General features: G+C 33.3%; 13 protein-coding genes. 4 read left to right on the forward strand and 9 right to left on the reverse strand.

All coding sequences use genetic code 11. From position 1 onward, the window contains the following. Nucleotides 1-97: 97 nt before the first annotated feature. Together ACTS9J_RS14145 and groL are read left to right on the forward strand one after the other, a co-directional pair. Entirely contained in the window at nt 98-376 is a 279-nt protein-coding gene (locus ACTS9J_RS14145) for a co-chaperone GroES (protein WP_125349629.1), read from the forward strand. Between the two features lie 103 nt (nt 377-479). Continuing rightward, nucleotides 480-2105: a chaperonin GroEL gene (gene groL / locus ACTS9J_RS14150; RefSeq protein ID WP_125349630.1), complete on the forward strand. Its 1626-nt coding sequence runs from the start codon at nt 480-482 to the stop codon at nt 2103-2105. Nucleotides 2106-2187: 82 nt separating this feature from the next. On the opposite strand, the gene leuB is transcribed toward groL, so the two are convergent. From leuB to ACTS9J_RS14170, 4 genes are read right to left on the reverse strand one after another with little or no spacing between them, the layout of a single operon-like run. Further along, nucleotides 2188-3312 carry a 3-isopropylmalate dehydrogenase gene (gene leuB / locus ACTS9J_RS14155; RefSeq protein ID WP_286494786.1) on the reverse strand — a complete coding sequence of 375 codons (1125 nt, stop codon included), beginning with the start codon at nt 3310-3312 and terminating at the stop codon, nt 2188-2190. Continuing rightward, nucleotides 3299-3901: a 3-isopropylmalate dehydratase small subunit gene (gene leuD / locus ACTS9J_RS14160; protein WP_219034380.1), complete on the reverse strand. Its 603-nt coding sequence runs from the start codon at nt 3899-3901 to the stop codon at nt 3299-3301. Before leuD ends, leuB begins: the two co-directional genes overlap by 14 nt. Before the next feature lie 12 nt (nt 3902-3913). Next, nucleotides 3914-5299: a 3-isopropylmalate dehydratase large subunit gene (gene leuC / locus ACTS9J_RS14165; protein WP_221855339.1), complete on the reverse strand. Its 1386-nt coding sequence runs from the start codon at nt 5297-5299 to the stop codon at nt 3914-3916. Next, entirely contained in the window at nt 5296-6471 is a 1176-nt protein-coding gene (locus tag ACTS9J_RS14170; RefSeq protein ID WP_221855341.1) for a 2-isopropylmalate synthase, read from the reverse strand. The genes leuC and ACTS9J_RS14170 overlap by 4 nt, the downstream gene beginning before the upstream one ends. 148 nt (nt 6472-6619) lie before the next feature. On the opposite strand from ACTS9J_RS14170, the gene ACTS9J_RS14175 reads away from it, so the two are divergent. Further along, nucleotides 6620-8101 carry a hypothetical protein gene (locus ACTS9J_RS14175; protein ID WP_416409984.1) on the forward strand — a complete coding sequence of 494 codons (1482 nt, stop codon included), beginning with the start codon at nt 6620-6622 and terminating at the stop codon, nt 8099-8101. Between the two features lie 209 nt (nt 8102-8310). Further along, complete coding sequence (gene mqo, locus ACTS9J_RS14180) at nt 8311-9786, forward strand: malate dehydrogenase (quinone) (RefSeq protein ID WP_286484939.1); 1476 nt, start codon at nt 8311-8313, stop codon at nt 9784-9786. 138 nt (nt 9787-9924) lie between these two features. Here mqo and ACTS9J_RS14185 read toward each other — a convergent pair whose 3' ends face one another. From ACTS9J_RS14185 to ACTS9J_RS14205, 5 genes are all read right to left on the reverse strand, one after another. Beyond that, on the reverse strand, nt 9925-10446 hold the full coding sequence (locus ACTS9J_RS14185) for a septal ring lytic transglycosylase RlpA family protein (protein WP_180905147.1): 522 nt from the start codon (nt 10444-10446) through the stop codon (nt 9925-9927). A gap of 323 nt (nt 10447-10769) precedes the next feature. Further along, nucleotides 10770-11222, reverse strand: coding sequence for a GatB/YqeY domain-containing protein (locus ACTS9J_RS14190; protein ID WP_291091211.1), 453 nt, complete (start codon nt 11220-11222; stop codon nt 10770-10772). Between the two features lie 101 nt (nt 11223-11323). After that, entirely contained in the window at nt 11324-13168 is a 1845-nt protein-coding gene (gene ftsZ, locus ACTS9J_RS14195; protein ID WP_286494801.1) for a cell division protein FtsZ, read from the reverse strand. Nucleotides 13169-13222: 54 nt separating this feature from the next. Further along, nucleotides 13223-14674, reverse strand: coding sequence for a cell division protein FtsA (gene ftsA / locus ACTS9J_RS14200; RefSeq protein ID WP_448353381.1), 1452 nt, complete (start codon nt 14672-14674; stop codon nt 13223-13225). Beyond that, entirely contained in the window at nt 14661-15392 is a 732-nt protein-coding gene (locus tag ACTS9J_RS14205) for a cell division protein FtsQ/DivIB (protein ID WP_291064076.1), read from the reverse strand. The genes ftsA and ACTS9J_RS14205 overlap by 14 nt, the downstream gene beginning before the upstream one ends.

A 15392-nucleotide genomic window follows, 5' to 3' on the forward strand; every position in this document is an offset into this window, starting at 1 on the left:
AAGGAGTGAAATTAACTTATCCATAATGGCAGAAATTGTGTGTTGGCACGTTTTTCGTTTATTTAAAACCATCAATTATTAAAATAAAAATACAAATATGTCACAATTAAACATTAAACCATTAGCAGATCGAGTGGTTATTGAGCCTGCTCCTGCAGAAACTAAAACAGCATCAGGAATTATTATCCCAGATTCAGCAAAAGAGAAACCTCAAGAAGGAATCGTTGTAGCAGTTGGTAATGGTAAAAAAGATGAACCAATAACTGTTGCAATTGGAGACAAAGTTCTTTACGGAAAATATTCAGGAACTGAATTAAAATTAGAAGGAAAGGACTATTTAATCATGCGTGAAGCTGATATTTTGGCAATCATCTAAATTTAGTTGTAATTAGTAAAATGTATTAAGTACAAAGTAACTTATTTTTTTATTTTTAATTATATTCGACTTAAGACTTAAGACAACAAAACTTATAAAAAAAATGGCAAAAGATATTAAATTCGACATTGAATCAAGAGACGCTTTAAAAAGAGGTGTTGATGCATTAGCAAATGCAGTTAAAGTAACATTAGGACCAAAAGGTCGTAACGTAGTTTTAGAAAAATCTTTCGGTGCTCCACATGTAACAAAAGACGGAGTTTCTGTAGCAAAAGAAATCGAATTGGAAGATCCAATCGAAAACTTAGGTGCTCAAATGGTAAAAGAAGTTGCTTCTAAAACAAACGACGTTGCAGGTGATGGTACTACAACTGCTACAGTTTTAGCTCAAGCTATCGTTCGCGAAGGTTTGAAAAACGTTGCTGCAGGTGCGAACCCAATGGACTTAAAACGTGGTATTGATAAAGCTGTTTCTGGAATCGTTGCTAACTTAAGAGAGCAATCTCAAGAAGTTGGTGATTCATCAGAAAAAATTAAACAAGTTGCTTCTATCTCTGCAAATAACGATGATACTATTGGATCATTAATCGCAGAAGCTTTTTCTAAAGTTGGAAAAGAAGGAGTAATTACTGTTGAAGAAGCAAAAGGAACAGAAACTTACGTTGACGTTGTAGAGGGAATGCAATTCGATCGTGGATATCAATCTCCTTACTTCGTTACAAACGCAGATAAAATGATTGCTGAATTAGAGAATCCTTACATCTTATTATGTGAGAAAAAAATCTCTAACTTACAAGAAATCTTACCTTTATTAGAACCAGTTGCTCAATCAGGACGTCCATTCTTAATTATTTCTGAAGAAGTTGAAGGTCAAGCTTTAGCTACTTTAGTAGTGAACCGTTTAAGAGGTTCTTTAAAAATTGCTGCTGTTAAAGCACCAGGATTTGGAGATCGTAGAAAAGCGATGTTACAAGATATAGCAATCTTAACAGGAGGTACAGTTATTTCTGAAGAGCAAGGAATTACGTTAGAAACTGCTACTTTAGAAATGTTAGGTACTGCTGAAAGAGTAGTTATCGACAAAGACAATACAACTATTGTTAATGGTGCTGGTGATGCAGAGCAAATCAAATCTCGTGTTAACCAAATTAAAGCACAAGTAGAAACAACTACTTCTGACTATGACCGCGAAAAATTACAAGAGCGTTTAGCTAAATTAGCTGGAGGTGTTGCTGTATTATACGTTGGTGCTGCTTCAGAGGTTGAAATGAAAGAAATTAAAGACCGTGTTGATGATGCTTTACACGCAACTCGTGCTGCTGTAGAAGAAGGTATCGTTGCTGGTGGTGGTGTTGCTTTTGTTAGAGCTTTATCTAACTTAACAATCGATACTACAAATGCTGACGAAGCTACAGGTGTTAAAATAGTAACGCGTGCAGTTGAAGAACCATTACGCCAAATCGTTCACAACGCTGGTGGTGAAGGTTCTGTAGTTGTTGCAAAAGTAAAAGAAGGAAATGGAGATTTCGGATACAATGCAAAAACTGACGAATATGTAAACATGATCGAGGCTGGAGTTATTGATCCAACTAAAGTCGCTCGTGTTGCATTAGAAAACGCTGCTTCTGTTGCAGGTATGTTAATTACTACTGAGGCGGTTGTTACAGAAATTAAAAAAGATGAGCCAGCTATGCCACCAATGGGAGGTGGAATGCCAGGAATGATGTAATCATCAACTCATAAAAATATACAATAGAAAAAGCCATTCAGAACTCTGAATGGCTTTTTCATTAAGTCATAAATAATAAAAACTATATAATCGTCGATTTCCCCATCAATACATTTTCAAAATTAAAATATGAATGATGATCATGATCGCTCAATAATATCTTCGCAATATAATTTGCTACAACAGACGTTGAATAATCGCTCGTTTCATCTAAATCTGAAGTTACAATCAAATTATTAATCGCATTTCCCACCGCATTTTCTATTGCTTTTGCTCCTTCTTCCAATCCCAAATAACGCAACATCATTGCGGCACTCAAAATAGAAGCCATCGGATTTGCAATTCCTTTTCCTTTTGCTTGTGGATACGAACCATGAATAGGCTCGAACAATGCATTTTCTGTACCAATAGAAGCCGAAGGCAACAAACCTATACTTCCTCCAATTACACTTCCTTCGTCCGAAATAATATCACCAAACATATTCTCTGTCAAAATCACATCAAATTGTTTTGGATTGATAATTAATTGCATCGCTGCGTTATCAACAAACAAGAAATCTAATTCAACTTCAGGATATTTTTGGCTAATATCCATCGCAACTTTTCGCCATAAACGAGAGGTATCCAACACATTTGCCTTGTCTACCAACGTTACTTTTTTGCGACGCTTCATTGCTTCCTGAAAAGCTAAATGTGTAATTTGCTCAATGTCTTTTCTGTTGTACGAACACGTATCATACGCATGAGAACCATCTTGTGCTGTAAATTTTTCTCCGAAATAAATTCCATTAATCAATTCACGAAAAATAACCATATCTGTTCCTTCGATGTGCGAACGTTTCAATGGACTTTTCCCCAACAAAGATTCGTAAGCCTTGATTGGACGGATATTTGCAAATAAACCAAGTTCCTTTCTTAGCTTTAACAAACCTTGTTCGGGACGAACTTTAGCGTTCGGATTATTGTCATATTTTGGATCACCAATAGAACCAAACAAAACCGCATCTGCATCTTTACATAATTGCAATGTCGCATCAGGCAAAGGATTTCCCGTTTCGTCAATCGCAATTGCACCAATCAAAGCTTCCTCAAATTCGAAATTATATTTAAAAATTTGTTCAACGACTTTCAGAACTTTTATTGTTTCCGAAACGACTTCTGGTCCTATTCCATCGCCAGAAAGTACTGCAATTTTATGCGTTTTCATGTTGTAAAGATTTATGGTTTTGTTCGTAAGTTTCTATTTTATCTTTTTGACTGATTAAAAAATCAATGTCATCATATCCATTTAATAAACAGATTTTTTTATAAGAATCAACATCAAAGTTGATGGTTTGATCTTGAATTTTTAAGGTTTGATTTTCTAAATTAACTTCAAATTCTGTTGAAGGATTTTGATCGATGATCTCAAAGATTTGATTTAAAATTTCATCTGAAACAACGATTGGTAAAATTCCGTTATTCAATGCATTTCCTTTGAAAATATCTGCAAAATAACTACTAATTACCACATCAAATCCGTAATCTTTGATTGCCCAAGCAGCGTGTTCTCGGCTACTTCCACAACCAAAATTTTTACCTGCAACTAATATTTTTCCAGCATATTTTGAATCATTCAGCGGGAAATTATCAATTGATTGATTATCTTGATTAAATCGCCAATCTCTGAATAAATTATCTCCAAAACCTTCTCTACTAATCGCTTTCAAAAAACGAGCTGGAATAATTTGATCGGTATCTATATTTTCTATTTTAATCGGAACAGCCGATGATTTTAATTGATTGATTGAATCCATTTTGAGTAAATTTTAATTGATATCAACAATTTTTCCGTGAATTGCAGCAGCAGCAGCAATCAAAGGACTTGCTAATAATGTACGAGAATTTGGACCTTGACGTCCTTCAAAATTTCTATTCGAAGTCGAAACACAATATTTTCCTTCTGGAACTTTATCGTCGTTCATCGCCAAACAAGCCGAACAACCTGGTTCGCGCAATCTGAATCCAGAGGCTTCAAAAATTTTGTCCAAACCTTCTTCTATCGCTTGCTTTTCTACTTGTTTCGATCCCGGAACAATCCACGCAGTTACATTTTCATTGCGCTGTTTTCCTTTCACATAATTTGCTACTTCACGCAAATCTTCGATTCTTGCATTTGTACAACTTCCGATAAACACATAATCAATTGGATGATTGATGATTGATTGATTATCTTGGAATCCCATATATTTCAACGCTTTTTCAAACGATTCTTTTTCATTATCGCTTAACGAATCTTTAGAAGGAATACTGTCTTTCACCGAAATTCCCATTCCTGGATTCGTACCAAACGTAATCATTGGATAAATATCCGCAGCGTCAAATTCTATTTCTTCATCAAAAATTGCATCAGCATCACTTGGTAAAGTTTTCCAATATGCTACTTTTTGCTCCCAATCTTCTCCTTTCGGTGCAAATGGTTTATCTTTTAAATAAGCAAAAGTTGTTTCATCTGGTGCAATCATTCCGCCACGAGCGCCCATTTCTATCGACATATTACAAACTGTCATTCGACCTTCCATCGACATATTCTCGAAAACATCTCCTGCATATTCACAGAAAAAACCTGTTCCTGCATTTGTTCCAACTTTAGAAATGATATACAAAATCACATCTTTTGGTTGAACATTTGGATTCAGTTTTCCATTAACTGTAATTCGCATCGATTTTGGTTTATTCATCAACAAACATTGACTAGCAAAAACCTGTGCAACTTGACTTGTTCCAATTCCGAAAGCAATTGCTCCAAAAGCTCCATGCGTAGATGTGTGACTATCGCCACAAACCATGCTCATTCCTGGTTGCGTAACACCCAATTCTGGCGCAATAATGTGAACAATTCCTTGATACGGATGACCTAAACCATAAAAAGTAATATTATTTTTTTCGCAATTAATCGCTAATTGCTCTAATTGTTGTTTTGATAATGGATCTCGAACTGGCTTATCTTGATTAATCGTTGGTACATTGTGATCCGCAGTTGCAACAATTTGATTTGGTCGAAAAATTGGAATATTTCTCGCTTCTAATTCTGCAAAAGCTTGTGGACTTGTTACTTCGTGAATTAAATGTTTATCAATATAAATCACTTGTGGTCCATTTTCTACTTGGCTGACAACATGGGCATCCCACACTTTATCGAATAATGTTCTCATGCGAATTTTCTCTGTGATGTTTGATTAAACTGATGCATTAATCCAAGTAAATCTTCACGAACAACTTCTTTCTTCAAATCTGCAATTTCTAAAAATTGTTCATATAAAATATCTAATTCATTTTTAGATGTATCGAAACCGATATCTTTTAGACGATAAGCTAACGCCGAACGCCCGCTACGAGCTGTCAAAATAATAGAGGATTCATTAACTCCAACATCTGCTGGATTGATAATTTCGTATGTTTCACGGTTTTTAATCACACCATCTTGATGAATTCCAGAACTGTGCGCAAAAGCATTCGATCCTACAATTGCTTTGTTTGGTTGAACCATCATTCCCATTGTTTCAGAAGTTAATTGACTTAATTCTGTTAACATTTGAGCATTGATATCTGTATAAAAATTCAATTCTTTGTGTTGTCTAAAAATCATCACGATTTCTTCCAAGGCCGTATTACCAGCACGCTCACCAATTCCATTAATTGTACATTCTATTTGGCGTGCTCCATTTATAGCTCCTGCAACTGCATTCGCTGTCGCTAAACCTAAATCGTTATGATTGTGGCAAGAAATAATCACATTATCAATTCCTTGAACATGATCTTTTAAATATTTAATTTTATTTCCATACTCAAAAGGCAAACAATAACCCGTTGTGTCTGGAATATTAAGAACCGTCGCACCAGCTTTTATCACTTCTTCACAAACTTGAGCAAGAAAAGCATTATCCGTTCTTCCTGCATCTTCAGCATAAAACTCAACATCATCTACAAATGTTTTTGCATATGCAACCGCTTCAACTGCACGTTCGATAATCGCTTCACGATTCGAATTAAATTTGTGAATAATATGAGAATCCGAAGTTCCAATTCCGGTATGAATTCTTGGTTTTACGGCATATTGTAAAGCTTTAGCTGCAGATTCTATATCTTTTTTGTTTGCGCGAGTTAAACCACAAACTGTGGCATTTTTCACTAATTTTGAAATTGCATTTACGGCTTCGAAATCTCCAGGACTTGAAATTGGAAAACCAGCCTCGATAATATCAACGCCTAATTCGTCCAATCGAGCCGCAATTTCTAACTTCTGTTTTTTGTTTAACTTACACCCCGGCACTTGCTCTCCATCTCTCAGTGTCGTATCAAAAATTTGAATCTTCTCAGCACTCATTGCAATTAGTTTTGTTTGTTATTGTGATGTAAAATTAAAATTGTACTAACTTTAAATTTTCAAATTGAAATAGGTTTTACAATTCTTAAAGCCGAAATATTTTACTCAATTATTTTATTTTCAATCAATTACATACAATTTAATTACAATGTCAAATCATAACAAAGACGCACTATTTAGTTTAATAAAGTCGCTTAATCGTTCCGAAAAACGTCAATTCAAGCTTTATGTAAATCGTTTGCAAATTAATGCAGATGCAAAATTTTTGTTATTATTTGAAGCGTTGGATAAGTTGGAAGAATATGATGAAACGTTAATTTTGAAGAAAAAAATTACCACGAAACAACAATTATCAAATCTAAAAGCGCATTTGTACAAACAAATTTTGTTTAGCTTGAGGATGAATCCTTCGCAACAGAATTCGCGTATGCAAATACGTGAACAATTTGATTTTGCTACAATTTTATACCAAAAAGGCTTGCACAAGCAAAGTCTAAAAATGTTGGACAAAGCCAAAACTCAAGCCTTAGATTTTGACGAAAAAGCTATTGCTTATGATATTTTAGAGCTCGAAAAAATTATCGAATCGCAATTTATTACGCGAAGTATTTCTGGTCGTGCAGATCAATTGATTGAGCAATCAGAAGAGTTAAGTTTACAGAATTTACAAGCGAGTAAATTATCTAATTTATCGCTGAAATTATATAGCATTTTGCTCGAAAATGGGTATGCAAAAGATGATGAAGAAATTAAAAAAATTCAGAATTTCTTTGATTCGGAAACAAAAAATATCGATTTTAAGAAATTAAAATTCAAAGAGAAATTGTGGTTTTATAAAGCAAATGTTTGGTTGTCGATGTTAACGCAAAACCTTCATTCTGCCTATGAATTTTCGAAAAAATGGGTTGAGTTATTTTACGAGAAAAAAGAACGAATTCTTAGTCATCCTGTTTGGTTTATCAAAGGAAATTCATATTTATTGAAGATTTTATATCTGAAAAAAAATTCGGAAGAATTCAAATTTTGGTTTGATAAATTAGAATCTGTTTATGAGATTTTACCTCAAAATGATAATGTGGAAGCGCTTTGGTTTATCAATAAATTTAATAGTAAACTGAATTATTTTTTCATTAATCCGAAAGAAAATATTAGTCCATTTTTGATTAAAGATATTTTGCGCGAAATAAAATTGCATCAACATAAAATCGATAATCATCATATTTTGGTGCTTTATTTAAAGATTGCTGCGTATTATTTTCTGAATAAAGATTGGGATAATTCCTTTGATTATTGTCAAAAAATTATCAATAGTGAATCTACAATTCAAGAAGATTTACATTTTTATACCCTGGTTTTGATTATGATGAATTTATATGATTCTGGCAACGATCAAGAATTGGATATGTATTCGTACAAAACGCATCAATTCTGCAAAAAGATGAAAAATAGTAACATTATTACACGAAAAATTAGTTTATTTTTTATTGAGTTGAATGATTTGTATCCACATGAAAAAGTTAAAGCTTTCAGAGAATTAGATGATTTCTTGAAAGATTCGGACAATCAAAATCTATTGCGAAGAAATACCAATTACATCAATCTTAGACGTTGGATGGAAGATAAAATTTAAATTTCATGAATTCAAATTAATAATTTCTCTCTATTTATCAAGTAAAGACATCTAATAATCTTGAAGTTGAATAATTTTCTATAAAATAAAATCTATTCAAATTATCTCAAAACAATAATTTATGTAAAAAATCATTGTTTTTTCTGCGTATTATTTCGCAAAAAAGGCTATTTATTAATACCTTTGCAACGTAAATATATTTTTGAGAAATGGAAAAACAACCTCAAGAGGTAGTGTTAGTTGGTGCTGGTATCATGAGTGCTACTTTAAGCATACTTCTTAAAAAAATTAATCCGGCTATTAAGATTTCTGTTTTCGAAAAATTAGATAAGATTGGATTTGAAAGTTCTGATGCTTTTAATAATGCAGGTACTGGTCACTCTGCTTTTTGTGAATTGAATTATACGCCAATGGACAAAAATGGAGTGGTTAATATTGATAAAGCAATTAATATTGCAAAACAATTTGAAACTTCGAAAGAGTTTTGGTCTTACTTAGTCGAAAATAATTACGTTTCTTCTCCAGAAAAATTCTTACGTCCTACTCCACATATGTCTTTTGTTTGGGGCGATGACGATGTAAATTTCTTGAAAAAACGTTACGAAAAATTATCTCAACATCCTTTATTTAAGGATATGGAATATTCGGATGATGTTTCTAAAATCAAAGAATGGGCTCCATTAATTGTTGATGGTAGAAAAGGTAACGAAAAAGTTGCGGCAACGCATATGAACTTGGGAACTGATGTAAATTTTGGTGAATTAACGCGTCAAATTTTCAAAGGTTTACAAGACAAAAAAGAAATTACATTAGAAACTGAACACGAAGTAAAAGACTTAACTCGTCTTAGCAACGGAAAATGGGCAGTAAAAGTAAAAGATTTAAAATCTGGAAATAACAAAGCACTTAATGCTGATTTCGTATTTATTGGTGCAGGTGGAGGAGCAATTTTATTGTTGCAAAAATCTGGAATTCCTGAATCGAAAAAATTTGGAGGTTTCCCAGTTGGTGGACAATGGTTAATTTGTCAAAACGAAGAAGTTATCAAAAAACATCATGCTAAAGTATATGGAAAAGCAAAAATTGGTGCACCACCAATGTCTGTTCCTCACTTAGATACACGTGTTATTGATGGAAAACAATCTTTATTATTTGGGCCATTTGCAACATTCTCAACAAAATTCTTAAAATACGGATCTAATTGCGATTTATTCAAATCTGTAAACTTAGGAAACGTAGGATTTTTGATGAATTGTGGTTTAAACAATATCGATTTAACAAAATACTTGGTAGAACAAGTGATGTTGTCTAAAGCGAAAAAAGTAGAAGAATTACAAGAATATTTCCCAGAGGCGAAATTAGAAGATTGGTTCGAACAAACTGCAGGACAACGTGTTCAAGTAATCGAAAAACAAGACGGAAAAGGAGTTTTGAAATTTGGTACAGAAATCGTAACATCTCAAGATGGAACAATGTCTGCCTTATTAGGAGCGTCTCCAGGAGCATCTACATCTGTTAGCGCAATGTTGAACTTGATGAAACAATGTTTCCCAGACTTGATGAAAAACAACTGGAACGAAGCGATCAAAGAAATGATTCCTTCTTACGGAGAAGATTTAGCACAAGCTGAATTAGTTGAAGCATCAAGAGCTCGTACAACTAAAGTGCTTAAAATTTTAGATTAAGATTTTCTTACATCATATAATTATAAATCCTGATTTTCATTTATCAGGATTTTTTTTTTGCACGAAACTTAAGAGCATAAAAAAGGTTTGAGAATAAATTCTCAAACCTTTTAATTTTTTCTGAACATCTTAGTCTTTCTAGTCTTCGCTTTTGATAATTTCGTATTCAACTTGCATCACTCCTGTGTTGGTGTGACCAATTTCGCTGAATGCAGCTTGACTTAAGTCTAAAACTCTAGATTTAGCGTATGGACCTCTGTCGTTGATTTCTACAACCACAGATTTACCATTTCTGATATTCGTAACTTTTACTTTCGTACCAAATGGTAAAGACTTATGGGCAGCTGTTAGTTCGTGTTTGTCATACGTTTCACCACTAGCTGTCTTGCGTCCGTGGAATTTGTCTCCATACCAAGAAACAACTCCTGTCGAGATTTTTCGAGCGCTATTCTCGATAAGTTCTCCAACCAACTTTTCATCTTCAACTGATAATGTATCTTTTTTGATGGTATCATTATCAATATCTTTACTAAATCTTTTCTCAGAAGCTGGCATAATAATTGTGTCATTATTACCAGAATCCTTAAAAATTTTACCATCAGCATTTGCTATTGGAAAAATCATTAACATTGCTATAAACGCTGTAATGCTTTTCGTCATCCTTTAGATATTTCTGATTTACTTTGCAAATTTAAGGGTATAAACAGCTTCTTATTTAGAATTATTCTAATCGATTGATTTTTAATTCTAAAATCTCTTGTGCTTTGCGAATTTAGATGCCTACAGCGATTTGTTAATTTAATGTTAAAATAAACTTGTAATCATAATTTTTTTGGCAATTATTTACTTAAATCGGATATATTACTGATTATCAATAAATAATCATTTTATATAATTTGAAGAAATTTATCAAATAAAGAAATAAAAAAGGTAAAGTTTTGTAAACTTTACCTTTTCTTAATTTTTAAAGATTTAAAAATCAATTATAAACTAGCTAAAATGTCTTTTACTTTAGCCGAAATTAATTTTCCTTCCGCTTTACCAGCTAATTTAGAAGCAGCAGCCCCCATTACTTTTCCCATATCTTTTGGAGAAGTTGCGCCAACCTCTGCAACAATTTCTGTAATTGCAGCTGTTAATTCTTCGTCTGATAATTGAGCAGGTAAAAATTGTTGAATAACTTCTGCTTGCGCCAATTCTTTTTCAGCTAATTCTGCACGGTCATTTGCTTCGAATTGTTCAGCAGCTTCTTTACGTTGTTTTACTAATTTTTGTAATAAAGCAATTTCTTGATCTTCTGATAATTCACCGTTAGCACCAGATGTTTTTGCTAATAATAATTCAGATTTTACAGCTCTTAAAGCTTCTAAAGCAACAGTATTTTTAGCTTTCATCGCTTCTTTTAACTGTGCCATTATTTGAGTTTCTAAATTCATTTGTTTTGCTTTTAGACTACAAATTTAAGACAAAAAAAGGCTCATCGCAAAAGCAATGAACCTTTTCTATAATAAGAATATTTTTTACGAGTGATCGTTTGTTAATCTACGTTATCGTGTAGAAAATTGTTTGGACGAATTTGTGTTTCGTTATTACGATTTGTTCCGACAGAAAAATCAGAAGATTGATTATCATTACGATCAGATAAATTCAATCCTTGACGTTTGTAAGCAGGAATTGCTTCGTATTCGTCTACTTGAGAATTCGTCATCGTATTGTTGAATTTAAAATTAAATTGTTTCAAACGATTTCTTCTCTCTTCAATCATACTATTCAATTCAGGATCATTTGATTGCTCAATTGGTTGACTAAATGGATCTATAGCAACTTGTACTTCTTCAGCTTGTGGAGCAACAGAATGAGCTACATTAGATTGAACTGGCTCTACATTTCCATATCCTTCGTTCTTTGGAGCTTGATATCCAGCATAATTATTTTGAGGATAATTTGACTGTTCTGAAGCTACAGGATTAGAATATGAATTATATGTTTGATTATTATTTACATTATTCGTTGGTTCTTGCGGACGATTAAAATCTGATTTCAAACGTGGTTCGAAATCATCATAAGAACGTCTCTCTTGCACTGGCTCATCATCAATATCATCTAAAACATAACGCTTTGGAGAATTATTTTCTTCGAAAGATTCTTCTGGCGTATTGTGATAAGTTTGTTGTTGAAAACTTTGGTTAATATCTGCTTGACGATAATTATTTTGAGGAGCCTCTGGCGTTTGATTTTGTTGAGGCGTTTGTGGTGCTTGCTGAGAAGCATTAGAACGACCAAAATCTAACGTCATTGGTTTTACACGATTCACAAAAGGTTGCTCAACTGATAACGTTTTATTAATTGGTTGTTCTTCCTCTAATGTATGTACAATTTTTTGTTCCTCTTTTCCTGTATACGCCTGATCTTCTGTAGGAAAACCAGTTGCTACAACAGTTACAGAGATAGAATCTCCTAAATCTAAGTCTTCACCAATACCCATGATAATATTTGCACTATTACCAGCTTCTTGTTGAATGTAATCATTGATGATACCGATTTCATCCATTGTAATTTCGTTATTACCAGACAAAATCAATAACAATACGTTACGTGCACCCGTAATTTTGTTGTTGTTTAACAATGGAGAATCTAAAGCAGAAGAAATTGCGTCTTTCGCTTTGTTTTCACCAGAACCTTGCGCAGATCCCATGATTGCTGTACCAGAATTTTTAAGTACTGTACGCGCATCACGTAAATCGATGTTCATTGCATAGTGTTGAGTAATAACTTCTGCAATTCCTTTAGCTGCTGTTGTTAAAACCTCATCAGCTTTCGAGAAACCATTTTTGAAACCTAAGTTTCCGTATAATTCACGTAATTTATCATTGTTGATAACAATTAATGAATCGACATTTTGTCTTAATTTTTCGATACCTTTTTCGGCTTGTTCCAACCTCATTCTTCCTTCGAAAAAGAATGGCGCTGTAACAATCCCAACTGTTAAGATATCCATTTCTTTTGCAATACCAGCAATTACTGGTGCTGCTCCGGTTCCTGTACCACCACCCATTCCGGCAGTAATAAAGACCATTTTAGTTCCTTCGTCTAAAACAGCTTTTACATCATCCATACTTTCGATAGCAGATTGCTCTCCTACCTCAGGATTTGCTCCAGCTCCTAAACCTTCTGTTATTGCTTGTCCTAATTGAATTCTTGTTGGTACTGGACTATTTGCTAATGCTTGAGAGTCCGTATTACAAATTACAAATTCTACACCTGCAATTCCTTGTTCAAACATGTAGTTTACGGCATTACTACCTCCACCACCTACTCCGATTACTTTGATAGCTTGAGATCGGCTCTTTGGTAAGTTGAACACAATATCTCCTGTTAACATATCACTCATATTTTCTTATTAAATTGGTTCGTAATTTATTCTAGTTTATTCTTATTATTCAGTTTCGTTGATCATTTGGATAAATTTATCCGTCCATTTCGAAAAGAAATTTTTCTTTTCTGGTTTAGATTTAGCTTCTTTCTTTTCACCAATTTCTTGATCCAAGAATTCGTCTAATACTTCTTCTCTTTTTGGTTTTTGGATAATTTCTTCCTCAACAACAATTTCAGCTTTCACAGTCTTTGTTTGTTGTGTTGGTTGAATTCCAATTTCTAATTCTTCTTGGTTATTTAAATTATTAATAACTGGTTTTTCATAAATTTCGTGCTGATAATTCGCCGCTAATTCTTCTAAACCTTTCATTAATAATCCAACAGATGTTGCATATTCTGGTCCGCTAATTTCCTCAGCTTTTGCTCCGACAATATGTTCGTTAGAGTATCCAATTCTTACATCCATTCCTGTTACATATTCTGTAAGTTGACGAATGTGTTTCAATTTAGATCCACCACCTGTTAAAACGATTCCTGCAATCAATTTTTTGTTTTGATCTTCGCAACCGTAGTTTTTCAATTCCAAATATACTTGTTCCAAAATTTCCTGCACACGTGCATGAATAATTTGTGACAATCTTTTTAATGATATTTCTTTTGCTTCGCGTCCTTTTAAACCAGGAATCGATACAATTTCAGTTTCTTTATTTTCTCCTGGCCAAGCAGAACCAAATTTTTCTTTTAAAGCTTCGGCTTGCTTTCCAATAATAGAACATCCAACTTTAATGTCTTCTGTAATCACATTTCCTCCAAACGGAATAACAGATGTGTGACGAATAATATTATCCTTAAAAATTGCAATATCCGTTGTTCCACCACCTATATCAATCAATGCAACACCAGCTTCTTTTTCTTCTTCGCTAAGCGCAGCACTAGATGATGCAATTGGTTCTAAAGTAATACTTGCCAAACGTAAACCAGCAGCTTTTACACAACGTGCAATATTTCGGATCGATGAAACTTGTCCTACAACCACATGGAAATTAGCCTCTAAACGGCTTCCGTACATACCGATTGGTTCGCGGATTTCACCTTCGTTATCAACCTTAAATTCTTGAGGAAGAACATGGATAATTTCTTCTCCAGGTAACATGACTAATTTGTAAACTTGATTTGTTAATAACTTTAAATCAGTATCATCAATCACGTCTTCTGAATTGGTACGAGTAACGTAATCACTATGTTGTAAACTACGAATATGTTGTCCGGCAATACCAACAGTAACATCAGTAATTTTGACACCAGATGATCTTTCAGCCTTATCAATTGCCTCTTTTATCGAGTTAATGGTTTGTGTAATATTATTTACAACACCTCTGTGTACACCTAAGCTTTTTGCTTGTCCGTGTCCAAGAATTTCGATTTTTCCGTTCTCATTTTTTCGTCCGACAAGCGCTACAATCTTTGTAGTCCCTATGTCTAAGCCAACTGCAATCTTACTATTGTTCTCCATTTTTTATTCGTTTGGTTGCTACAACTTGGTTTACAAATTTCAAGCTCAATTTTTCATAATCTTCAGTTCCTATAAAATCAATGTATTGATTATAGAATAATTTTAGATTATGTAACTTCTGTTCAAAGTTGTTTAAAGTTCCTAATTCTATATAATAGTTTCCTGTGTTTACAATTAAATTAAAAGAACGTTGTCCCACTTTTTGAATGGCTATGATGTGATTTTTTAATAAATCGTCAGCTTTCAAAGCTTGAACAAATTTACTCAAATCTTCATATTCATTCGGTTTTACATCACCAGAAACTAAAATTACATCCGCTGAATTTAATTTAGATAAAGGCATTTTTCCGCCTTTTGTTGTCAAATAAAATTCATTTTTCAGCGTCTTTATTCTTGCTACTGCCGAGTTTGCTTTTATGTCAAGTCGTAAATGTCCGTTGATATCTTTACTGACTTGTACAGAATCCACAAAAGGACTCTCACTTACTATTTGTTCGATTTCTTTTACATTCACTTCTCTTAGAGATTGTTTCATAATGTTTTTTCCATCTTTGTTGATAATTTCTCTTATCGATTCATCATTAATAAAATAATTATCAACTGGCTGAACAAACGCCACGTCAATTTTATTCACTGTACGCGAAGCATTCTTAATTACCGTAAAACTAATCAAACCGATTAGCAAGGCAACTCCAAAAATCACTTTTATGATTTTCAA

Source organism: Empedobacter sp. ULE_I140 (assembly GCF_053482575.1).

Excerpts from the sequence above, each read along its gene's own strand:
- leuB (WP_286494786.1), bottom strand. The coding sequence starts at position 3,312 with ATGAAAACGCATAAAATTGCAGTACTTTCTGGCGATGGAATAGGACCA.
- leuC (WP_221855339.1), bottom strand. The coding sequence starts at position 5,299 with ATGAGAACATTATTCGATAAAGTGTGGGATGCCCATGTTGTCAGCCAA.
- groL (WP_125349630.1), top strand. The coding sequence starts at position 480 with ATGGCAAAAGATATTAAATTCGACATTGAATCAAGAGACGCTTTAAAA.
- ACTS9J_RS14175 (WP_416409984.1), top strand. The coding sequence starts at position 6,620 with ATGTCAAATCATAACAAAGACGCACTATTTAGTTTAATAAAGTCGCTT.
- ACTS9J_RS14145 (WP_125349629.1), top strand. The coding sequence starts at position 98 with ATGTCACAATTAAACATTAAACCATTAGCAGATCGAGTGGTTATTGAG.
- ACTS9J_RS14190 (WP_291091211.1), bottom strand. The coding sequence starts at position 11,222 with ATGAATTTAGAAACTCAAATAATGGCACAGTTAAAAGAAGCGATGAAA.
- ACTS9J_RS14170 (WP_221855341.1), bottom strand. The coding sequence starts at position 6,471 with ATGAGTGCTGAGAAGATTCAAATTTTTGATACGACACTGAGAGATGGA.
- mqo (WP_286484939.1), top strand. The coding sequence starts at position 8,311 with ATGGAAAAACAACCTCAAGAGGTAGTGTTAGTTGGTGCTGGTATCATG.
- ACTS9J_RS14185 (WP_180905147.1), bottom strand. The coding sequence starts at position 10,446 with ATGACGAAAAGCATTACAGCGTTTATAGCAATGTTAATGATTTTTCCA.
- leuD (WP_219034380.1), bottom strand. The coding sequence starts at position 3,901 with ATGGATTCAATCAATCAATTAAAATCATCGGCTGTTCCGATTAAAATA.
- ftsA (WP_448353381.1), bottom strand. The coding sequence starts at position 14,674 with ATGGAGAACAATAGTAAGATTGCAGTTGGCTTAGACATAGGGACTACA.
- ftsZ (WP_286494801.1), bottom strand. The coding sequence starts at position 13,168 with ATGTTAACAGGAGATATTGTGTTCAACTTACCAAAGAGCCGATCTCAA.